This window comes from Micromonospora sp. SD12, from assembly GCF_052068495.1.
Taxonomy (GTDB): Bacteria; Actinomycetota; Actinomycetes; order Mycobacteriales; family Micromonosporaceae; genus Micromonospora; species Micromonospora echinofusca.
Genome location: NZ_JBQHDF010000002.1, coordinates 484,395 through 504,984, shown reverse-complemented (window position 1 = coordinate 504,984; position 20,590 = coordinate 484,395). Strand labels below are relative to the sequence as shown.

At 73.7% G+C, this 20,590-nt stretch carries 18 protein-coding genes and 1 tRNA gene; 14 read left to right on the top strand and 5 right to left on the bottom strand.

The annotated features are described in order from the left end of the window. Nucleotides 1-867: a 16S rRNA (cytidine(1402)-2'-O)-methyltransferase gene (gene rsmI, locus ACTMS2_RS06055; RefSeq protein WP_441174478.1), complete on the top strand. Its 867-nt coding sequence runs from the start codon at nt 1-3 to the stop codon at nt 865-867. Between the two features lie 892 nt (nt 868-1,759). Here the strand turns inward: rsmI and ACTMS2_RS06050 are convergent. Continuing rightward, nucleotides 1,760-2,797, bottom strand: a complete 1,038-nt coding sequence (locus tag ACTMS2_RS06050; protein WP_441174477.1) for a hypothetical protein — start codon at nt 2,795-2,797, stop codon at nt 1,760-1,762. Between the two features lie 149 nt (nt 2,798-2,946). Here ACTMS2_RS06050 and metG point away from each other — a divergent pair, with 149 nt between their 5' ends. Beyond that, entirely contained in the window at nt 2,947-4,749 is a 1,803-nt protein-coding gene (gene metG / locus ACTMS2_RS06045; RefSeq protein WP_441174476.1) for a methionine--tRNA ligase, read from the top strand. A gap of 109 nt (nt 4,750-4,858) precedes the next feature. On the opposite strand, the gene ACTMS2_RS06040 is transcribed toward metG, so the two are convergent. Then, on the bottom strand, nt 4,859-5,710 hold the full coding sequence (locus ACTMS2_RS06040) for an alpha/beta fold hydrolase (RefSeq protein WP_441174475.1): 852 nt from the start codon (nt 5,708-5,710) through the stop codon (nt 4,859-4,861). Between the two features lie 90 nt (nt 5,711-5,800). Then, nucleotides 5,801-7,033 (bottom strand): hypothetical protein, encoded by a 1,233-nt coding sequence (locus ACTMS2_RS06035; protein ID WP_441174474.1) that lies wholly within the window; start codon nt 7,031-7,033, stop codon nt 5,801-5,803. An 82-nt stretch (nt 7,034-7,115) separates the two neighbouring features. On the opposite strand from ACTMS2_RS06035, the gene ACTMS2_RS06030 reads away from it, so the two are divergent. The 6 genes from ACTMS2_RS06030 to ACTMS2_RS06005 all read left to right on the top strand — a co-directional run bounded on the left by ACTMS2_RS06030 (nt 7,116) and on the right by ACTMS2_RS06005 (nt 13,181). After that, nucleotides 7,116-8,042 (top strand): TatD family hydrolase, encoded by a 927-nt coding sequence (locus tag ACTMS2_RS06030; protein WP_441174473.1) that lies wholly within the window; start codon nt 7,116-7,118, stop codon nt 8,040-8,042. Between the two features lie 55 nt (nt 8,043-8,097). After that, nucleotides 8,098-8,967 (top strand): 16S rRNA (adenine(1518)-N(6)/adenine(1519)-N(6))-dimethyltransferase RsmA, encoded by an 870-nt coding sequence (gene rsmA, locus ACTMS2_RS06025; protein WP_441174472.1) that lies wholly within the window; start codon nt 8,098-8,100, stop codon nt 8,965-8,967. Between the two features lie 10 nt (nt 8,968-8,977). Next, a complete protein-coding gene (locus ACTMS2_RS06020) occupies nt 8,978-9,934 on the top strand; it encodes a 4-(cytidine 5'-diphospho)-2-C-methyl-D-erythritol kinase (RefSeq protein ID WP_441174471.1) in 957 nt (318 codons plus the stop codon). Nucleotides 9,935-10,100: 166 nt separating this feature from the next. Further along, nucleotides 10,101-11,906: an ABC-F family ATP-binding cassette domain-containing protein gene (locus ACTMS2_RS06015; RefSeq protein ID WP_441174470.1), complete on the top strand. Its 1,806-nt coding sequence runs from the start codon at nt 10,101-10,103 to the stop codon at nt 11,904-11,906. 113 nt (nt 11,907-12,019) lie between these two features. Further along, complete coding sequence (locus tag ACTMS2_RS06010) at nt 12,020-12,475, top strand: DUF4383 domain-containing protein (protein WP_441174469.1); 456 nt, start codon at nt 12,020-12,022, stop codon at nt 12,473-12,475. A 229-nt stretch (nt 12,476-12,704) separates the two neighbouring features. After that, entirely contained in the window at nt 12,705-13,181 is a 477-nt protein-coding gene (locus tag ACTMS2_RS06005) for a DUF4383 domain-containing protein (RefSeq protein WP_441174468.1), read from the top strand. A 12-nt stretch (nt 13,182-13,193) separates the two neighbouring features. On the opposite strand, the gene ACTMS2_RS06000 is transcribed toward ACTMS2_RS06005, so the two are convergent. Then, a complete protein-coding gene (locus tag ACTMS2_RS06000) occupies nt 13,194-13,883 on the bottom strand; it encodes a TetR family transcriptional regulator (protein ID WP_441174672.1) in 690 nt (229 codons plus the stop codon). A gap of 71 nt (nt 13,884-13,954) precedes the next feature. After that, a complete protein-coding gene (locus ACTMS2_RS05995) occupies nt 13,955-14,911 on the bottom strand; it encodes an acyl-CoA desaturase (protein WP_441174467.1) in 957 nt (318 codons plus the stop codon). Nucleotides 14,912-15,161: 250 nt separating this feature from the next. Here ACTMS2_RS05995 and ACTMS2_RS05990 point away from each other — a divergent pair. From ACTMS2_RS05990 to ACTMS2_RS05965, 6 genes are all read left to right on the top strand, one after another. Then, nucleotides 15,162-15,232, top strand: a tRNA-Gln gene (locus ACTMS2_RS05990). 74 nt (nt 15,233-15,306) lie between these two features. Then, the gene (gene glmU, locus ACTMS2_RS05985; RefSeq protein WP_441174466.1) at nt 15,307-16,842 is read left to right on the top strand and encodes a bifunctional UDP-N-acetylglucosamine diphosphorylase/glucosamine-1-phosphate N-acetyltransferase GlmU; all 1,536 of its coding nucleotides are present in this window, start codon (nt 15,307-15,309) and stop codon (nt 16,840-16,842) included. Nucleotides 16,843-16,897: 55 nt separating this feature from the next. Then, nucleotides 16,898-17,878: a ribose-phosphate diphosphokinase gene (locus ACTMS2_RS05980; protein ID WP_101414085.1), complete on the top strand. Its 981-nt coding sequence runs from the start codon at nt 16,898-16,900 to the stop codon at nt 17,876-17,878. Nucleotides 17,879-18,210: 332 nt separating this feature from the next. Further along, nucleotides 18,211-18,900 (top strand): 50S ribosomal protein L25/general stress protein Ctc, encoded by a 690-nt coding sequence (locus ACTMS2_RS05975; RefSeq protein ID WP_441174465.1) that lies wholly within the window; start codon nt 18,211-18,213, stop codon nt 18,898-18,900. A gap of 105 nt (nt 18,901-19,005) precedes the next feature. Further along, complete coding sequence (pth, locus tag ACTMS2_RS05970) at nt 19,006-19,596, top strand: aminoacyl-tRNA hydrolase (RefSeq protein ID WP_350822118.1); 591 nt, start codon at nt 19,006-19,008, stop codon at nt 19,594-19,596. 123 nt (nt 19,597-19,719) lie between these two features. Continuing rightward, nucleotides 19,720-20,550, top strand: a complete 831-nt coding sequence (locus ACTMS2_RS05965) for an inositol monophosphatase family protein (RefSeq protein ID WP_441174464.1) — start codon at nt 19,720-19,722, stop codon at nt 20,548-20,550. Nucleotides 20,551-20,590: the final 40 nt, after the last annotated feature.

Sequence of the window (20,590 nt, the reverse complement as noted above, 5' to 3'; positions counted from 1 at the left end):
ATGAAGGAGTCCCATCTCGTGGGTGAAATGTCCGCAACCGGGCGCCTGGTCCTGCTCGGCGCGCCGCTCGGCAACCCCGCCGACGCCTCTGCCCGGTTCCGCGAGGTGCTCGCCGCCGCGGACGTGGTGGCCGCCGAGGACACCCGCCGGCTCACCCGGCTGGCCCGGGACCTCGACGTCACCGTCGGCGGCCGGATCGTCTCCTACTTCGAGGGCAACGAGGAGCGGCGCACCCCCGAGCTGGTCGACGTGCTCGCCGCCGGCTACGTCGTGGCCCTGGTGACCGACGGCGGCATGCCGAGCGTCTCCGACCCGGGCTACCGGCTGGTCACCGCCGCCCTGGACGCCGGCGTGCCGGTCACCGCCGCGCCGGGCCCGAGCGCGGTCACCACCGCCCTGGCCCTCTCCGGCCTGCCCTGCGACCGGTTCTGCTTCGAGGGCTTCCTGCCGCGCACCGGCGGCGCCCGCCGGTCGCGCCTGCGGGCCCTCGCCGCCGAGGAGCGGACGCTGGTCTTCTTCGAGGCGCCGCACCGGATCGCCGCCGCGCTGGCCGACCTGGCCGCCGCGTTCGGCGCCGACCGGCCGGCCGCGCTCTGCCGCGAGCTCACCAAGACGTACGAGGAGATCGTCCGCCGCCCCCTCGGCGAGTTGGCGGACTGGGCGACCGAGGGGGAGCCGCGCGGCGAGATCACCCTCGTCGTGGCCGGCGCGCCCGAGTCGGCCCCCGAGCGGCCCGACGACGACACGCTGCGGGCCGCCGTCGCCGCCCGCGAGGCCGCCGGCCTGTCCCGCCGCGACGCGATCACCGAGGTCGCCACCCAGTACGCGCTGCGCCGCCGCGACGTCTACACCGTCGTGCACGCCTGACAGAGAGAGGCGTCGGCGACCGCCGAATGGCTTCCTCGCACAAGGCGGTCAGGCCCTGGTCGCCTGGCCCGAAGGCGGCCATCCAGGTCTCGACCAGGAGTATCACGCCCCGAGCGTCCGTCCCGAGAAGAACCGACCATGGTCCAACTCGCCCAGCGGGTGGAGCGATCGTCCGGTCTGAGCACCCCAGGCCAGGAACCGATCCTCCTCACCGACGCAGAGTGACGGATTCAGCTCGAACGCAGTGTCCGCTCGACGTCAGGCGGGAACCTTCCGGCCATCCGCTTTCCTTACCCGTCGCTCGCCGGCACCTGGAAGGAGTCCGAGGCCCCGGACTTCGACGCCAATCTCGACCGCATCGAGCTGGTCAAGTTGCAGCCCGCTATGCGTTCGCGGCTTCAGCTTGCGGGTCAGCGTGAACGTCGCCGACCGGCGGCCCGGGCATGCCGCGCAGTCCAGTGCGCCGACGAAGACTCACCGGGTGATTTCAGGCGGCCCTGACGCTGGGCGCCCCGGCGTGGCCGACCCGGTGAACGCTCGTGGTCAACGCACTAGCGGCGGTTGGCCCGCTCCGTCTGGAGTTCCCCGCCGAATCCTCCCGCATCTGCCGTCGCGGCCCACCTGGCGTTGCCAGTCGTGCGGGATCGCCTGGCCCTGCTCGGCGGCGAAGCTGCGGCTACTGGCCGAGTACCGCGAGAACCGCACGGCCCTGATGGCCCACCTGGCGACGCTGAAGGCCGAGGCTGCCGGGCAGTTGGCCGAGCTGGACCACGGCACCCCGTTGGACGATCTCGACCGGCGCTTCCTGCACTGGGCGACGCCCGTCCTCTGACAGGGCGAGGTGGCCGCCGGCCGGTTTACCCGGGCGCACCCGGCGGCACCACCCCGGATCTCACCAGGCGGCGACGAGGAAGCCGGCGGTGATCACCAGCGGGCCGGCCAGCGCGACGGTGACCGCCCAGCGGCGGGCGCGCGGGTCGGCGATCCGGGTCGACCCCGTCCAGCGGGCGATCCCGGCGGCGCAGCCCAGCACCACCAGCAGGCCGAGCAGCCAGCGCAGGTGCGCGGCCGGGCCGGTGTCCGCGTACGCGGTGCCGCCGTGCGGGCCGGTCATCCGGGCCGGCAGCGTCGTGCCGGTCGCGGTGCGCTCGGCGGCCACCCCGCTCACCCGCACGCCGTGTGCGGTCCACGTCTCGTCGGCCGGGGCGAAGTTGCCCCGGCAGCGCTGCGTCAACCCGCCCCCGGTGCAGTCGGCGATCACCACCGTGCCCCGCGTGGCGTGCCCCACCGCCAGCCAGAACGGGCCGGCGCTGACCCACGCGAAGAACGCCGCGACCAGGCTCAACGCGAGCAGCGCGGCCAGCCCCGGCAGCGGATCGGGCGGGCGGGGGCGGCGTGGTGCCCGCCGCCGTGCGGCCTCGTCCCGCGTCGACCGTTGCCGCTCGTGCGGCGGGTCCTCCCGGACCGGCGTGCCGTCCCAGTGCACCAGCTCGATCGGCGGCCAGTACGCGCCGTCGTCGTCCGGCCCGTCCCCGCCGCCCGGCGTACGCCCGGCGTCGTTCCGGTCGGGCGCGGACCGACCGCCCGCGCCGTCCGGCGTACGCCCGCCGTCGTCGGGGTCCGGCGGGCCGTCGGCGGCCGGACGTCCCCGCCGGGGCCAGCGGTTCGGTTGGCGGACCGGGACCCGGCGTGGCAGGGCGTCCACCGGCGCCCCGGTCGTGGGCTCCACCTCCACGGCGGGCGCGGGGGGCGGCGGCGCGGACCCCGCGACGGCGGCCTCGGTGGGCGGCTCCGGCGGCGCGGCGGCCGGGACCACCCGGGGGTGCGGCGCGAGGGTGCCGCGCGACGCCCCCGCCCCGCCGCCGTCCGCAGGGCCGGAGGGGCGGTCGTCGCGATCGGGGGCCGCTCGTCTGCCAGTCACGGCGTTCATTGCACCCCGCCACCGGGGCGAGGGCCGGCAGCTCAGGCCGCGTGTCGGCGACAAATCGGGCAAACGGCGGAGCCCTTCCGGCCGGGCCGCCGACCCGCGGGCCCTATTGGTTCGCGGTCACCGAGAGCGGGTCACTAGGCTTGCTGGTCATGAGTCACGTTCTCGCGGCGGTCGCCTGGCCGTACGCCAACGGCCCGCGCCACATCGGCCACGTCTCCGGTTTCGGCGTTCCCTCCGACGTCTTCAGCCGGTACATGCGGATGGCCGGGCACGACGTGCTCATGGTCTCGGGCACCGACGAGCACGGCACCCCCATCCAGGTGCAGGCGGACGCCGACGGGGTCACCCCGCGCGAGCTGGCCGACCGCTACAACCGGGTGATCGTCGAGGACCTGCACGGCCTCGGGCTCTCCTACGACCTGTTCACCCGCACCACCACCCGCAACCACTACGCGGTGGTGCAGGAGCTGTTCGAGGGCATGTACCGCAACGGCTACATCGTCCCGAAGACCACCATGGGGGCGATCTCCCCGTCCACCGGCCGGACGCTGCCCGACCGCTACATCGAGGGCACCTGCCCGATCTGCGGCTACGACAGCGCGCGCGGCGACCAGTGCGACAACTGCGGCAACCAGCTCGACCCGATCGACCTCATCGGCCCGAAGTCGCGGATCAACGGCGAGACCCCGAAGTTCGTCGAGACCGAGCACTTCTTCCTCGACCTGCCCGCCCTGGCCGACGTGCTGCGGCAGTGGCTCGACACCCGCGAGGGCTGGCGGCCCAACGTGCTGCGCTTCTCGAAGAACCTGCTCGACGACCTCCAGCCCCGGGCCATCACCCGCGACCTGGAGTGGGGCGTGCCGATCCCGCTCGACGGCTGGCGCGAGCGCCCCGACAAGCGCATCTACGTCTGGTTCGACGCGGTGATCGGCTACCTGTCCGCCTCCATCGAGTGGGCCCGCCGCTCCGGCGACCCCGAGGCGTGGCGCCGGTGGTGGTCCACCGACGGTGAGGGGAAGGACGCCCGCGCCTACTACTTCATGGGCAAGGACAACATCGTCTTCCACTCGGTGATCTGGCCGGCGCTGCTCTCCGGCTACTCCGGCGAGGGCAGCCGCGACGGCGAGCCGGGCCGGCTGGGCCGGCTCAACCTGCCCACCGAGGTGGTCTCCAGCGAATACCTGACCATGGAGGGGAAGAAGTTCTCCTCGTCGCGCCGGGTCGTCATCTACGTCCGCGACTTCCTGGAGCGCTACGACGCCGACGCGCTGCGCTACTTCATCGCCGCCGCCGGCCCGGAGAGCAACGACACCGACTTCACCTGGGCCGAGTTCCTCCGCCGCAACAACGACGAGCTGGTCGCCGGCTGGGGCAACCTGGTCAACCGGTCCGTCTCCATGGCGGCCAAGAACTTCGGCGCGATCCCGCCCGTCGACCCGGCCGGCCTCACCGAGGCCGACGAGGCGCTGCTCGCCGTAGCCCGGGCCGGCTTCGCCACCGTCGGCGACCTGATCGCCCGGCACCGGCAGAAGCAGGCCATCGGCGAGGCGATGCGGGTGGTCGCCGAGGCCAACCGGTACCTCTCCGAGCAGGCGCCGTGGAAGCTCAAGGGCGAGGACGACAAGCCGCGGATGGGCACCATCCTGCACGTCGCCCTCCAGGTGGTCAGCGACGCCAACACGCTGCTCACCCCGTTCCTGCCGCACTCCGCGCAGAAAGTGCACGAGCTGCTCGGCGGCACCGGCGTGCACGCCCCGATGCCGGTGATCGAGGAGGTCGAGGACCTCGACGGCGGGCCCGCGTACCCGGTGCTGACCGGCGACTACACCGTCGGCGCGCGCTGGGAGTCCGTACCGCTTCAGGCCGGCCGGCCGCTGGCCGCGCCGAAGCCGGTCTTCCGCAAGCTCGACCCGTCGATCGTCGACGAGGAACTGGCCCGCCTGGCCGACTGACGGCCGCCTGCCGTGCCGACGGGCGCGACCCCCTCGGGGGCCGCGCCCGTCGCCGTCGGGTGCCGACCGCCGCGCCCGTCGCCGCCGAGGAGCCGGCGGCCCTGACGCGTCAGGCCCGGGCCATCGCCGGCGCGCCGATGAAGTCCATGATGCTGCGGTTCACCTCCGCCGCGTTCGTCCACGGGATGCCGTGCGGCGCGCCCTTCAGCGTGACGAGCTGGCTGCCGGGCAGCATCGGCTGGAGCCGCTGACCGGTCTTCGGGTACGGCAGCACCGCGTCGGCGTCACCCTGCACGATCAGCACCGGCACGTCGATGCGGGACACGTCGCCCCGGAAGTCGGTCTGCCAGGCGTCCACGCTGTCGTGCGTGCCCTTCGCCGAGGCCCGGGTGCCGATCTCCCAGTGCGCCCGGAACGCCTCCTCGCTGACCAGCCTGCCCTTGTTCTCCCGGTAGTTGAAGAACGCCTCGCAGAAGGTGGTGAGGTAGGCGAACCTGTCGTCGATGATGGCCTGCTGGAAGCCCTGGAACAGGCTCTTCTCCACCCCCTCCGGGTTGTCCGAGGTCTTCAGCAGGAACGGCGCGAGCGGGGCCAGCAGCACCGCCCGGTCCACCCGCTGCGAGCCGTACACGCCCAGGTAGCGGGTCACCTCGCCGGTGCCCATCGAGTGCCCGACCAGGATCGCGTCGCGCAGGTCCAGCTCCGTCATCAGCACGTCGAGGTCGGCGGCGAAGGTGTCGTAGTCGTACCCGGACGCCGGCTGGGCGGAGTTGCCGAAACCCCGCCGGTCGTACGTGATCGTCCGGTATCCGGCGGCCAACAGCGGCCCGGTCTGCTTCTCCCAGGTCGCCCCGTTGAACGGGAAGCCGTGGATGAGCACGACCGGCTGCCCGGAGCCGTGGTCCTCGTAGTACAGGTCTACGGGGGCGGAGTTCTCCGTCCCCACGGTGATGAAAGGCATGCGCGTCTCCTCGTCACGTGACGGTCGGGACGCCGGCGGGTTCCCGCCCTGCCCGGGGTTATGCCGCCGCACGCGCCTGCCGGGCCCGGGTCACGGCGCGTACGGCAGGTCCACCACCCGGTCGTCGGTGGCCTCGGCCGCGGGCGCCCACGTCTCGTAGACGCCCCGCTCCTGGCACTGCGCCCCGGTCTCCGCCACGGCGTCCGGGCCGGGTCGGCGCAGGCGCAGGCGCAGCCACCCGGACTCCTCCCGCAGCACCAGGCAGGGCACGCCCCGCCAGTCGGCCAGCCGCAGCCGGCGCGCCGCCGACTCCACCGGGTAGCGGGCGGCCCGCGTCATCGCCAGCACCCGGAACCCGCCCGGCAGGTCGGCCACCGCCTCGTACTCGCCGCCGGCGTAGCCGCCGACCAGGCGGGTGGAGCGGGGTGCCTCGCCGGTCGGCACGTACTCCTGGTCGGGGGAGAGCCCCGGCACCGCCGCCAGCAGGTGCCGCCACTGCGGGCCCACCATCCGCAGCCAGCCGCGCTGCTCGGCCTGGTAGCTGTAGAGCACCACCTCCGCGCCGTCGGGCGGGTAGGCGAGCAGGGTGGCGTTCGCCGGCATCGGCAGGTCCGCGAAGTCCCGGGTGACGAACTCGGGGACGAGCTGGGCGCTGCTGGGCACGAAACCGGTGCCGAGCACCGCCCCGCCCAGCCGGTCCCGGGGCGCGAGCGCGGTCAACCCCCGGTGCGCCTCGCCGACCGGCACGTCGTAGTCGGTCGGGTCGGCCGCCCGCCAGCGCAGCGCGTACGTGACGTCCGCGCCGTCGTGGCCCTCCGTGCCGTCGGTGCGCAGCACGGCCGTGGCCGCCGGCGTACGCAGGTGCGCCACGTCGTGCTCCCGGTAGCAGAAGCCGTGCGGCAGCCACCCGCGCACGTACCCGGCGAGCTGCCGGGCGGAGAGCACCTTGACCATCCGGGTGCCCCGCCGCAGCACCGCCGAGGCGCGCACCGCCGCCAGCGTCGGGTCACCGGCGGCAGCCGGCTGCTGGCTGAGCTGCTGCACGTACGACCAGCCCCGATCGCGGTGCAGCGGCACCAGCAGCGGGGGCTCCGCGTCCTCGGCCGGCACCGCCGCCGGAGGCACGACGCCGACCTCGGTCGCGTGCGCGAACCTGCGCCACGGCAGCGCGGCGCCGGGCCGGGGCGCCCACTCGAATCCGGGTGCCTCCTCGGCACTGAACAGCTCGTACGCCGCGCCCCGGGCGATCTCCTCCGCCGGGTACACCACGCCCCCGTACGTCACGCGCGGGCCGTTTCCGCTGCTCTGAGGGGTGACGGTCACGCCGACGACGCTAGGCGCGAGATGTGCCGTTGCGGTGAACGGCCGGTGGCGTCCCCGGAACACCGGCCGCCCGCGGTGTGTGATGCTGGCCGCGATGAGCGAGCCCACCGAAACCCGCAAGCAGCGCGCCGCCCGCCGGGCCGGGGAGTTCCCGCCCGTACCCGAGCCGCTGCCCCGCCCCGTGCTGGACAGCCACACCCACCTCGACATCACCGTCAGCGAGGCCGGCGTACCGCCACGCCCGCGCGCGGACGGTGAGCCGGGCGACGGGCCCGCCGGGGACCCGGTCGCCGCGGCCGTCGCCGTCGCCGCGTCGGTGGGCGTCGACCGGCTGGTGCAGGTCGGCGTGGACGTCGCCTCCTCCCGCTGGGGCGCCGACGTCGCCGACACCCACCCGGCCGTGCTGGCCACCGTGGCGCTGCACCCCAACGAGGCCCCCCGCCTGTCCGACCTGGACGAGGCGCTGCGCGAGATCGAGGCGCTCGCCGCCCGGGACCGGGTACGCGGCATCGGCGAGACGGGAATGGACTTCTTCCGCACCGGCGAGGAGGGCCGCGCCGTGCAGGAGGAGAGCTTCCGGGCGCACGTCGCCATCGCCAAGCGGTACGGCAAGGCGCTGGTCGTGCACGACCGCGACGCGCACGCCGACGTGCTGCGGATCCTCGACGACGAGGGCGCACCGGACACCGTCGTGCTGCACTGCTTCTCCGGCGACGCCGACTTCGCCCGCGAGTGCGTCCGCCGGGGCTACCTGCTCAGCTTCGCCGGCACGGTCACCTTCGGCAGCGCCGCCGCCCTGCGGGAGGCCGCCGCGGCGACCCCGGTCGAGCAGCTCCTGGTGGAGACCGACGCGCCCTACCTGACCCCGATGCCGCACCGGGGCCGACCGAACGCCTCGTACCTGATCCCGCTGACCGTACGGTCGCTGGCCGAGACGACCGGCACGGACCTGGACGAACTCTGCGCCGCCATCTCCGCCACCGGCGAGCGCGTCTTCGGCCCGTGGTGACGGGGAGGACCCCTGGCCCGCGCGCCCCGGGAGCGGCCCGCATAGGCTACGGGGCGTGACCGGTCTCCTCGGCCCGGCGGAGATCCGGGAACTGGCCGCCCGGCTGGGCGTCACCCCCACCAAGAGGCTCGGCCAGAACTTCGTGCACGACCCCAACACCGTCCGGCGCATCGTCACCGCCGCCGGGCTGACCCCGGACGACGTGGCGCTGGAGGTCGGCCCCGGCCTCGGCTCCCTCACCCTCGCCCTGCTTCCCGCCGCCGCGCACGTGCACGCCGTGGAGCTGGACCCGACGCTGGCCGCCGCGCTGCCGGAGACCGCCGCCCGGCACGCCGGCGCCGACGCCGCGCGGCTGAGCGTGCACCACGCCGACGCGCTGCGCGTCCGCGCCGCCGAGCTGGCCGATCCCGCGCCGACCGCGCTGGTGGCGAACCTGCCCTACAACGTGGCCGTGCCGGTGGTGCTGCACCTGCTGGCCGAACTGCCCAGCCTGCGCCACGGGCTGGTGATGGTGCAGAAGGAGGTCGCCGACCGGCTCGTCGCCGGCCCGGGCTCCAAGGTGTACGGGGTGCCGTCGGTCAAGCTCGCCTGGTACGCCTCGTCCCGCGCCGCCGGGAAGGTCCCGCCGAACGTCTTCTGGCCGGTGCCGAACGTGGACTCGGGGCTGGTCGCCTTCACCCGCCGCGAGCCGCCCCGCGCCGACGTACCCCGGGAACGGGTCTTCGCCGTGGTGGACGCGGCCTTCGCACAGCGCCGCAAGACCCTGCGCGCCGCGCTGGCCGGCTGGGCCGGCGGCGCCGACCGGGCGGCCGAGGCGCTCACCGCCGCCGGCGTCGACCCCGGCGCGCGGGGCGAGGCGCTCACCGTCGAGCAGTTCGCCGCCATCGCCGCGTCGGCTCCGGTCGCCCCACCCGCCGCGCAGTAGGCTGACGCCCGTGACCGAGGCCTGGGGACCGGACGACGAGGACGAGCAGCGGCGGCGTGGCGCCAGCGGACCGGTGCGCGTCCGGGTTCCCGCCAAGGTCAACCTGCATCTCGGGGTGGGGCCGCTGCGCCGCGACGGCTACCACGAGCTGAACACCGTCTACCACGCCATCTCGATCTACGACGAGCTGACCGCCCGTCGGGGCGACACGCTCACCCTCACCATGGAGGGCGAGGGCGCCGGCGAGCTGGCCCTGGACGACACCAACCTGGTCATCCGGGCGGCCCACGCCCTCGCCGGCTACGCCAAGGTGCCGCCGCACGCCCGGCTGCACCTGCGCAAGCAGATCCCGCTGGCCGGCGGGCTGGCCGGCGGCAGCGCCGACGCGGCCGCCGCACTGGTCGCCTGCGACGCGCTCTGGGGGACCGGGCTGTCGCGCGACGAGCTGGCCCGCATCGCCGCCGGCCTCGGCTCCGACGTGCCGTTCCTGATCCACGGCGGCACCGCGCTGGGCACCGGCCGGGGCGAGACGGTCAGTCCCGTGCTGGCCCGCCCCACCACCTGGCACTGGGTGGTGGCCGTCGCCGACGGCGGCCTCTCCACGCCGGCCGCCTACCGGGAACTGGACCGGCTGCGCGACGCCGGCACCGCCGGCGAGCCGCTGGGCAGCACCGACGCGCTCTTCGCCGCGCTGCGCCAGCGCGACCCCCGGGTGCTCGCCGCGACCCTCGGCAACGACCTCCAGGACGCCGCCCTGGCGATGCGCCCGTCGCTGGCGGAGACGCTGAAGGCCGGCGAGGCGGCCGGCGCGCTGGCCGGCATCGTCTCCGGTTCGGGGCCGACCTGCGTCTTCCTCGCGACGGACGCCGCCGACGCGGAGCGCATCGCCGCGGAGCTGACCACCGCCGACGTGTGCCGCGAGGCGCGCACCGCGCACGGCCCGGTCCCCGGCGCGCGCGTCACCTGACCGGCCCGCTCCTCCCCGCGCCCGACCCGGCCTCCCCGGGGGCCGCCGGCCCAGGTTCGCGGGAGCCCGCGCCCGGCGGGCGGCGGGGCGGTCCGCGTACGCTGGAAGCTCAGGCGTCCCAGGTGCCGACCGGCACCGGGACGCCTTGATCATGGGAGGTGAGGTCGTGGCCAACATCGTCAACCTGGACCGGGTGTCCAAGGGCTACGGGGCCGCCGGGCCGCTGCTCACCGACGTCTCGCTCGGCCTGGACGACGCCGACCGGATCGGCGTGGTCGGCCTCAACGGCGCCGGCAAGTCCACGCTGCTGCGGCTGCTCACCCGGATCGAGGAGCCGGACGACGGCCGGGTCACCCACCGCCGCGACCTGCGGGTCGCCTGGCTGCCGCAGACCCTCCAGCTCGCCCCCGAGGCCACCGTCCGGGACGTGGTGCTCGGCACCGCCTGGCTCGGCGAGAGCATGGGCGCCGAGCACGAGTGGGCCGGCGACGCCGGCGTGCGGGCCATCCTCGACGGCCTCGGCATGCCCCATCTCGGCCTCGACCAGCCCGTCGGCCCGATGTCCGGCGGCGAGCGGCGGCGGGTCGCGCTGGCCGCGCTGCTGGTGCGCGAGTCCGACCTGCTCATCCTCGACGAGCCCACCAACCACCTCGACGTCGGCGGGGTCGACTGGCTGGCGAAGTACCTCGTCGGCCGCAAGGGCGCGCTCGTCGTGGTCACCCACGACCGGTGGTTCCTGGACGCCGTCTGCACCACCACCTGGGAGGTCGCCGACCAGACCGTCCGGGCGTACGAGGGCGGCTTCGCCGCGTGGACGCTGGCCCGCGCCGAGCGGGACCGGGTCGCCGCGGCCACCGAGGCCCGCCGGCAGAACCTGCTCCGCAAGGAGATCGCCTGGCTGCGGCGCGGCCCGCCCGCCCGCACGTCCAAGCCGCGTTTCCGTATCGACGCCGCCAACGCCCTCATCGCCGACGTCCCGCCGGCCCGCGACACCATGTCGCTGCAACGGCTCGCCACCGCCCGGCTCGGCAAGCAGGTGTACGACCTGGAGCACGTCACCCTGCACGCCGGCCCGAAGGAGATCCTGCGCGACACCACCTGGCAGGTAGGCCCCGGCGACCGGATCGCCGTCCTCGGCCGCAACGGGGCGGGCAAGACCACCCTGCTGCGGATGCTGGCCGGCATCACCCGTCCCGACGGCGGGCGCTTCGCCACCGGCTCGACGGTCCGGCCGGCCTTCCTCTCCCAGGAACTGGCCGAGCTGCCCGGTCACCTGCGCGTGCTCGAAGCGGTGGAGGAGGTGGCCCGGCGGGTGCAGCTCGGCGACCGGGAGGTCTCCGCCGCCCAGCTCGCCGAGGTCTTCGGCTTCGACGACCGGCGGCTCTGGACGCCGGTCAGCGACCTCTCCGGCGGCGAGCGCCGCCGCTTGCAGATGCTGCGGCTGCTCGCCGGGGAGCCGAACGTGCTCCTGTTCGACGAGCCCACGAACGACCTGGACACCGACACCCTCGCCGCGCTGGAGGACCTGCTCGACTCCTGGCCCGGCACCGTCATCGTGGCCAGCCACGACCGGTACCTCATCGAACGGGTCACCGACGTCGCGTACGGGATGTTCGGCGACGGCCGGCTGGTGCACCTGCCCGGCGGCGTCGACGAGTACCTCGCCCGGGCCGCCGGCCGGCCCGACCCGGTGCTGCCCGAGACGGCGTCCGGAGCCGACGCCGACGCCCCCGCCGCGACCGGCATGTCCGCCGCCGAGGCGCGGCAGGCCCGCAAGGAGCTGGCCCGGCTGGAACGGCAGGTCGCCAAGCTGGAGCAGAAGGAGGCGGCGCTACTCGACCAGCTCGCCGCGCACGCCACCGACTACGCGAAGGTCGCCGAACTCGACGCCCAGCTCAAGGAGCTGCGGGCCGAGCGGGAGCGGACCGAGGAGTCCTGGCTGGCCCTGGCCGACGAGATCCCGGCGAGCTGAGCCACCACCTGCTCGTGGCGCCGCACCGGGAGGCCCCCCGTGTGCGGCGTCACACCCCGGCGTGCGGGACAATCGCTGTCGACCCTCACCCGAACGGCGTTGGAGACTCAGACATGGCCCACACCCCCGTCAACCACCCCGCGCGGCCGGTCTACCGGGCGATCGGCGGGCTGACCGGTCTGTACCTGGTGGCCTTCGGCGTGCTCGGCATCATCGCGAGCGCCGGCAACGAGGTCCTCGCCCAGGATGACACCCAGGTCCTCGGCCAGGGCACGAATCTCGGCTTCTCGCTGCTCAGCGTCCTGCTGGGGGCCGCGGTGCTGGCCGGCACCGCGATCGGCCGCAACCTCGACGTGATGATCAACCAGTGGCTGGCGTACGTCATGATGGTGATCAGCCTCGCCGGCCTCGCCTTCATCCAGACCGAGGCCAACATCTTCAACTTCAGCATCTTCACCGTCATCACGCTGATGGTGCTCAGCCTGGTCCTGCTGATGGTCGGCATGTACGGCAAGGTCGGCACGGACGAGGAGCAGGAGGCCTGGCAGAAGGCCCGCCTCGTGCTCTGAGCTCTTCTGCTGCTGGGTTGTCGCCGGAGCCCGACCCGCTCCGGGCGGTCAGGGTTGATCCCTGCGCGGGTCGGGCTCCGGCGACAACCGACGTGGTCCCGCTCCGACCCGGCCCTGCGGCCCGGTGGGGTGGGATCTTTGTGTTTCCGCCCGCCGTTGAACGGTTTGGCGGACGGACGACCCCCTCCGGGGGACAATCGGGGTGAATGTCCTGATTGGTGGAGGGGCCATGCCGCACTTTCCCGTGAACCATCCGGCGCGACCGGTCTACCGGCTCCTCGCCGGCCTGGTGGGGCTCTACATCCTGGTCTTCGGGGTCTGGGGCGTCGCCCTGACGATTGGCGACCCGCTCTTCGACCGGGGCGACAACTGGGCCCTCGGGCTCCGCACCAACCTGGCCTTCTCGCTGGCCTCCGTGGTCTTCGGGATCGTGCTCATCGTCGGGGCGTCCCGGCGCGGCAACCTCGGCCACTACATGAACCTGACCGCCGGGATCATCTTCCTGGTCACCAGCATCCTCATGATGTCGGTGCTCCAGACCGAGGCCAACTTCCTCAACTTCTCGATGTCGACGGTGATCGTGTCGATGCTCTTCGGCCTGCTCCTGCTCGGCACCGGCCTGTACGACAAGGTCGGCACCGACGAGCACGCCGAGGAGGAGCGGCGCCGCCGCCACCACCCGGTCTCCGAGGCCCACGGCCGCTGACCGGCACCGGGCTCAGCGCCCCCGGACCGTGATCAGGCTCGGCTTCGCCTCCAGGTGCGACAGCCCGCTCCAGGCCAGGTTGACCAGGTGCGCCGCCACGGTCTCCTTGCGGGGCTTGCGCACCTCCAGCCACCAGCGGCCGGTCAGCGCCACCATCCCCACCAGGGCCTGCGAGTAGAGCTCGGCCAGCTTCGGGTCGTAGCCCCGGCTGGAGAACTCGGCCCCGAGGATGTGCTCCACCTGGTGGGCCACGTCGTTCATCACGCTGCTGAAGTTGCCCGCCGCCGACAGCACCGGCGACTCCCGTACCAGCACCCGGAAGCCGCTGGTCTCCTCCTCGATGTAGGTCAGCAGGGCCAGTGCCGCCTGCTCCAGCAGCTCGCGCGGGTGCCCGGCGGTCAGGGCCGTGGTGATCCGGTCCAGCAGGGCGCGTACCTCCCGGTCCACCACCACCGCGTAGAGCCCCTCCTTGCCCCCGAAGTGCTCGTAGACCACCGGCTTGGAGACCTTCGCGCGGGCCGCCACCTCCTCGATGGAGGTGGCGTCGAAGCCGCGCTCGGCGAAGATCTGCCGGGCGATCGCGATCAGCTGCTCCCGGCGCTGGGCCGCCGACATGCGTACGCGCGCGGATGGTTTGCCGGCCCCGACGGGAACCACCGGCCGCCGGCCGGTCGCGCGGTCGCGGCCAGGGACATCGGCCATGTTCTCGTCAGTCCGCCGGCGCTCGGTCACCCGGCCATCCTGCCAGGCGGCCCCCGCGCCCACCGCCCGCGCTACCGCCCGGCGGCCGGTTCGACGAGCTTCGCCGCGACGCGCTCGGGCTTCGGCCAGCGCACGTCCCAGGCCGCGCCGGCCTTCTCGAACAGCCAGATCACCCGGGCCGAGACGTCCACCTGCCCGCGCAGTACGCCGTGCCGGGCGCTGGTCGGGTCGGCGTGGTGCAGGTTGTGCCAGCTCTCGCCGAACGACACGATCGCCAGCGGCCAGAAGTTCGACGCCCGGTCGCCCTGGCGCACCGCGAACGGCCGCTCCCCGTAGACGTGGCAGACGGAGTTGATGGACCAGGTGACGTGGTGCAGGAGCGCGATGCGCACCAGGCCGGCCCAGAAGAGCGCGGACAGCGCCCCCCGCCACGACCAGGTGAGCAGGCCGCCCATCAGCGCCGGGCCGAGGACCGAGACCACCACCAGCAGCGGGAACAGCCGGTCCACGCGGCTGATGTCCCGGTCGGCGAGCAGGTCCGGGGCGAAGCGTCGGCGGTTGGACAGCTCCCGGCCGAAGAGCCAGCCGACGTGCGCGTGGAACAGGCCCCTGGTCAGGCCCCGCACGCTCTCGCCGTACCGCCACGGCGAGTGCGGGTCGCCCTCCAGGTCGGAGAAGGCGTGGTGACGCCGGTGGTCGGCCACCCACTGGATGATCTCGCCCTGCACCGCCAGCGAACCGGACACCCCCAGCGCGACCCGCAGCCAGCGCTTCGCCTTGAACGACCCGTGGGTGAAGTACCGGTGGTAGCCGACGGTGATGCCCAGCCCCGAGACGACGTACCAGAACGCGGCGACGGCCACGTCGGTCCAGCTCAGCCAGCCGCCCCAGGCGACCGGCACGGCGGCGAGGAGGGCCAGGAAGGGGATCACCACGAACGCCCAGAGGGCGACGAGGATGCCCCGTGACTGGGTGCCCTGGGTGAGCGGCTTCGGACCGGCGGCAGGGTCGAGGGACGTGGCGGCCATGGCACCTCGCAAGGGGACGCGATGATCACGTAGTTACGCCTACGTCACCGTAACTTAGGTGCCCGGCGCGCGCACGGGACAGCGGCGCGGATGAATATCTGATCGTGTCGTACGCCCGCCCGGGGTGCTGCCCGCGACCACTCCACCGCCTGCCGGCAGATGCGGGGAGGAAATGGGCGATGGCGTCTCGGGCGAGGGGCGCTAAGGTGTAGGGGTCCGGCAGGCTGTTAAGTTTGCCCGTTCTAGACCGTCCCGGGTCGTCTAATGGCAGGACGTCAGGTTTTGGTCCTGATTGTAGGGGTTCGAGTCCTCTCCCGGGAGCTTCCGCTCGTCGCAGACGATGTCTGGTTAGCATGGCCGCGAGATTGTTCGCCGTCCCGACGGGAGCCCGTGTCGTGTCCCAGCCCCACCTCCGCACCGTTGTCGTGCTCGCCGCCGGAGAGGGCAAGCGGATGAAGTCGGCGCTGCCCAAGGTGCTGCACCCGCTGCTCGGCCGTACCCTCGTCGGCCACGTGCTCGCCGCCGCCGCGCCGCTGGCCGCGGACCGCACGGTGGTCGTGGTGGGGCACGGCGCCGACCAGGTCCGCGCGCACCTGACGGAGATCGCCCCCGCGGCCACCCCGGTGCTCCAGGCCGAGCAGCTCGGCACCGGCCACGCCGTCCGGATCGCGCTGGACGCCGTGCCGGACGCCACCGGCACCGTGGTCGTCATCAACGGCGACGTGCCGCTGCTGCGCCCGGAGACGGTGGCCGCGCTGGTGGAGGCGCACGAGGGCGCGGGCGCGGCGGCGACCGTGCTCGCCGCCGAGGTGCCCGACCCGACCGGCCTGGGCCGGATCGTGCGCGACGCCGGCGGGCGGCTCGAGCAGATCGTCGAGGAGCGCGACGCCACCGAGGCGCAGCGGGCGATCCGGGAGATCAACGCGGGCATCTACGCGTTCGACGTCGCCCGGTTGCGCGACGCGCTGGGCAAGTTGTCGACCGACAACGACCAGGGCGAGGAGTACCTGACCGACGTCTTCGCCCTGCTGGGCTCGGCCGGTGAGCCGGTGGCCGTGCACGTGGCGGCGGACCACGTGGAGACGCTGGGCTGCAACGACCGGGTCGAGCTGGCCACGCTGCGCCGGCTGCTGCGCGACCGCGTCAACGAGGCCTGGATGCGTACCGGGGTCAGCCTGCTCGACCCGGACACCACCTGGATCGACGTGACGGTCGCCCTGGACCGGGACGCCGTGGTCGACCAGAACACCCAGCTGCGCGGCGGCACGGTGGTCGGCACGGGCGCGGTCGTCGGGCCGGACGTGACGCTGATCGACACGGTCGTCGGCCCCGGCGCCACGGTGCTGCGCAGCCACGCGGTGGGCGCGGAGGTCGGCCCGGGCGCCAGCGTCGGGCCGTACGCGTACCTGCGGCCGGACGCCCGGCTGGCCGAGAAGGCCAAGGTCGGCACGTTCGTCGAGGTCAAGAACTCCGAGGTGGGCGCGGGGGCGAAGGTGCCGCACCTGTCGTACGTGGGCGACGCGACGATCGGCGCGAAGGCGAACATCGGCGCGGCGACGATCTTCGTCAACTACGACGGGGTGAACAAGCACCGCACCACGGTCGGCGAGGCCGCGTTCGTCGGCTGCGACACCAGCCTCATCGCCCCCGTCGAGGTGGGCGCCGGGGCGTACGTGGCGGCGGGCAGCGCGATCACGCAGGACGTGCCGCCGGGGGCGCTCGGGGTGACCCGCGCGCCGCAGCGCAGCATCGACGGCTGGGTGGCCCGCAAGCGCGCCGGTACGGCCTCGGCGGAGGCGGCGGCGCGGGCCCAGAAGGCCGATGAGGATGCGTCGGCATCGGGATCCCGGGCAAGTGAAGGTGAGGCAATCCACGGGGATGCCGAGCCGGTCAGGTCGGCCTCGGGCGCGGGGGATACTGCAACCGAATAGTCCCCGGCCCACCACCACCGCCGGGTACCACCGACCAACGGGAGCAGACGGGCCCATGGGCAGCATCGTCGCCGAAAACCGCAAGAGCCTGATGCTTTTTTCCGGACGTGGCTTTCCGGAGTTGGCCAAGGAGATCGGTGAGGTGCTCGGCGTCGCGCCGACGCCGGCCGACGCGTACGAGTTCGCCAACGGTGAGATCTTCGTACGGTTCAAGGACTCGGTACGCGGTTCGGACGCCTTCGTGGTCCAGTCCGTCACGCACGGGGTCAACACGTGGGTCATGGAGACCCTCATCATGATCGACGCGCTGAAGCGCGGTTCGGCCAAGCGGATCACCGTGGTCCTGCCGTTCTACCCGTACGCCCGGCAGGACAAGAAGCACCGCGGCCGGGAGCCGATCTCGGCCCGGCTGGTGGCGGACCTGCTGAAGACGGCCGGGGCGAACCGCATCCTCACCGTCGACCTGCACACCGCGCAGATCCAGGGCTTCTTCGACGGCCCCGTCGACCACCTCTTCGCCATGGACATCCTCGCCGAGTACGTCCAGCACAAGTACGACGGCCGCCCGATGACGGTGGTCGCGCCGGACTCGGGCCGGGTGCGGGTGGCGGAGCGGTGGACGGACCGGCTGGGCGGCTGCCCGCTGGCGTTCATCCACAAGACGCGCGACCCGCTGAAGCCGAACCAGGTGGTGGCGAACCGGGTGGTCGGCGAGGTCGAGGGCCGGGTCTGCCTGATCGTCGACGACATGATCGACACGGGCGGCACGATCTGCGGGGCGGCGGACATCCTCCGGGAGTCCGGTGCGGCCGACGTGATCGTGGCCTCGACCCACGCCCTGCTCTCCGACCCGGCGACCGAGCGGCTGAAGAACGCCCCGATCAGCGAGGTCGTGGTCACCAACACGCTGCCGCTGCCGCCGGAGAAGCAGCTCGACAAGATCACCGTACTGTCGATCGCGCCGCTGCTGGCGCGGGCGATCCGCGAGGTCTTCGACGACGGCTCGGTGACCACCCTCTTCGGTGGCCTGAGCTGACCGTGCGACGCCGGGCCGGGCGGCGCGAACGCCTCCGGCCCGGCGTCGGACGCCCCGGCGTACGGGGTGTCGTCGGCCGGGGCCCGATCACCCTGCGGGCCTGCGGGAACGGTGATAAGGGGACTGCCGGAGCGCGCGGAATCAGCTCGGGTAGACTGGTGCGGTTGCCACGGCGAGGGTGCCCGGCGGGCCGCTGACAAGCGCCGCACGGAGGCACCGTCATCGACGCGGTGCTCCGGGCAGTCGTTCTCGACGCATGAGCCCCAGCGAGCCCCTCGCCCCAGCACCGCCAGACGACAAGCCGCCGCAGCGAAAGCATCAGGAGTTTCCCCGTGTCCGAGGTAAAGATCAGCGCCGAGCCCCGCACCGAGTTCGGCAAGGGTGGTGCCCGTCGTACCCGCCGGGCCGGCAAGGTGCCCGCCGTGCTGTACGGCCACGGCGAGAAGCCCAAGCACATCGCGCTGCCGTCCCGCGAGTTCGCCGCCGCGATCCGCAAGGGTGGCGCCAACCAGCTCTTCGCGATCGAGGTCAGCGACGGCACCCAGGTGCTGGCGCTGCCGAAGGCGATCCAGCGTGACCCGATCAAGGACACCTTCGAGCACGTGGACCTGCTGCTGGTCCGCCGGGGCGAGAAGGTCACCGTCGAGGTCCCGGTCCAGCTGACCGGCGAGGCCGCCAAGGACACCCTGATCGTGCACGACCACGACACCCTGTCGGTCACCGCCGACGCCACCAAGGTGCCGGACCACCTGGAGGCCTCGATCGAGGGCCTGGAGGCCGGCACGCAGGTCACCGCCGGCGACGTGGAGCTGCCGGCCGGCGTCGAGCTGGCCGCCGACGCGGACCAGACGGTCGCCTCGGTGACCGCCGCGCCGACCGCCGAGCAGCTCGAGGCCACCCTCCCCGAGGTCGAGGAGGCCGCCGAGGAGGCCGAGGCCGGTGTCGGCGAGGAGACCGCCGAGGGCGCCGAGGCTCCGGCCGCCGAGGGCGAGGAGAACGCCGAGGCGAAGACCGAGGCCTGATCGGTTCGCAACGTTGCGACAGGCGTCCCCGCGCGGTCGGGGGCGCCTGTCGGCGTATCGGTGTCCGGTGGGTGCGGTGACGGCGAGCAGCGGGAGGGGCGGGGCGTGACGGACGAGGCGGGGCCGTGGCTGGTGGTCGGCCTGGGCAACCCGGGCCGGGAGTACGCCGGCAACCGGCACAACGTCGGCTTCATGGTGGCCGACCTGCTGGCGGGCCGGCTCGGCGCGAAGTTCGGCCGGCACAAGCGGGCGGTGGCGGAGGTAGCCGAGGGGCGGCTCGGGTTCGGCGGGCCGAAGCTGGTACTGGTCAAGCCGCTGACGTACATGAACCTCTCCGGCGGGCCGGTGGCCGGCCTCGCCCAGTTCCACAAGGTGCCGCCGGGCCGGGTGATCGCCGTGCACGACGAGCTGGACATCGGCTACGGCCAGCTGCGGGTGAAGTGCGGCGGCGGCGAGGGCGGGCACAACGGCCTGCGGTCGATGTCCAAGTCGCTGGGCACGAAGGAGTACGTCCGGGTGCGCTTCGGCATCGGCCGGCCGCCGGGGCGGCAGGATCCGGCGGACTACGTTCTGTCGGATTTCGGCGCGACCGAGCGCAAGGAACTGGAGTTCCTGGTGGACCGGGCCGCTGACGTGGTGGAGTCGGTGGTCACCAGGGGCGTGGAGCCGACGCAGAACCTCTACCACGGGGTGTGAGCGCCGGGTTGGGCGCCCGGGGCCGGTAGTCTTCGCCTTTCGGCGCGACGCGACCGTCGGGGCGGGGTCGTCGGCGTGGGCGTGCCGGGCGCGGAGCGAGGCGAGGCGACGGGAGCGAGAGTCATGGGCAGTCCTCCGATGATCGACGGGGCCTTCGCCCGGTGGCTGGCGGCCCGGGCCGGTCAGGCGCTGCTCGGCCTGCGCGCCGAAATGGGCTTCGCGGACGCGGGGGCGTTGCGCTCGGCGGGCGACAAGGTCTCGCACGACCTCATCCGCACCGAGCTGGCGAAGTGGCGGCCGGACGACGCCGTCCTCTCCGAGGAGGACGAGGGTTCGCGGCTGGCGTGGGCGGCGGAGGTGAACGCCGAGGCGGTGTCCCGGCTGACCGCCGACCGGGTGTGGATCATCGACCCGCTGGACGGCACCCGGGAGTTCTCCGAGGAGGGCCGTTCGGACTGGGCGGTGCACGTGGCGCTCTGGTCGCGTACCGCTCCGACGCCGCACGGGCTGGTCGCGGGCGCGGTCGGGCTACCGGCGCAGCAGCGGGTGCTGGGCACCGACTATCCGCCGGCGTACCCTCCGGCGACGGTGGAGGCGGCGGCGCCCGGCGGGCGGACGATCCGCCTGGCGGCGAGCCGGAGCCGGCCGCCGGTGTTCCTGACCGACCTGGCGGAGGACGTCGGCGCGCACCTGGTGCCGATGGGCTCGGCCGGGGCGAAGATCGCCGCGGTGGTGACCGGTGAGGTGGACGCCTACATCCACGCGGGCGGCCAGTACGAGTGGGACTCGGCCGCGCCGGTCGCTGTGGCGACGGCCACCGGCCTGCACGCTTCCCGGATCGACGGTTCTGCGCTGAGATACAACGAGGCGGATCCGCGCCTGCCCGACCTGCTGGTCTGCCGCGAGGATCTCGCCAGTCGGTTGCTTGCAGCGTTGCAGCGTCATTCCGGGTAGCCTGAGCGGCACTTCTTGGCATGCCCGACCGGAAAGGTCT

Excerpts from the sequence above, each read along its gene's own strand:
- rsmI (WP_441174478.1), top strand. The coding sequence starts at position 1 with ATGAAGGAGTCCCATCTCGTGGGTGAAATGTCCGCAACCGGGCGCCTG.
- ACTMS2_RS06050 (WP_441174477.1), bottom strand. The coding sequence starts at position 2,797 with ATGAACGCCGTGACTGGCAGACGAGCGGCCCCCGATCGCGACGACCGC.
- metG (WP_441174476.1), top strand. The coding sequence starts at position 2,947 with ATGAGTCACGTTCTCGCGGCGGTCGCCTGGCCGTACGCCAACGGCCCG.
- ACTMS2_RS06040 (WP_441174475.1), bottom strand. The coding sequence starts at position 5,710 with ATGCCTTTCATCACCGTGGGGACGGAGAACTCCGCCCCCGTAGACCTG.
- ACTMS2_RS06030 (WP_441174473.1), top strand. The coding sequence starts at position 7,116 with ATGCTGGCCGCGATGAGCGAGCCCACCGAAACCCGCAAGCAGCGCGCC.
- ACTMS2_RS06010 (WP_441174469.1), top strand. The coding sequence starts at position 12,020 with ATGGCCCACACCCCCGTCAACCACCCCGCGCGGCCGGTCTACCGGGCG.
- ACTMS2_RS06005 (WP_441174468.1), top strand. The coding sequence starts at position 12,705 with ATGCCGCACTTTCCCGTGAACCATCCGGCGCGACCGGTCTACCGGCTC.
- ACTMS2_RS06000 (WP_441174672.1), bottom strand. The coding sequence starts at position 13,883 with ATGGCCGATGTCCCTGGCCGCGACCGCGCGACCGGCCGGCGGCCGGTG.
- ACTMS2_RS05995 (WP_441174467.1), bottom strand. The coding sequence starts at position 14,911 with ATGGCCGCCACGTCCCTCGACCCTGCCGCCGGTCCGAAGCCGCTCACC.
- ACTMS2_RS05980 (WP_101414085.1), top strand. The coding sequence starts at position 16,898 with ATGGGCAGCATCGTCGCCGAAAACCGCAAGAGCCTGATGCTTTTTTCC.
- ACTMS2_RS05965 (WP_441174464.1), top strand. The coding sequence starts at position 19,720 with ATGGGCAGTCCTCCGATGATCGACGGGGCCTTCGCCCGGTGGCTGGCG.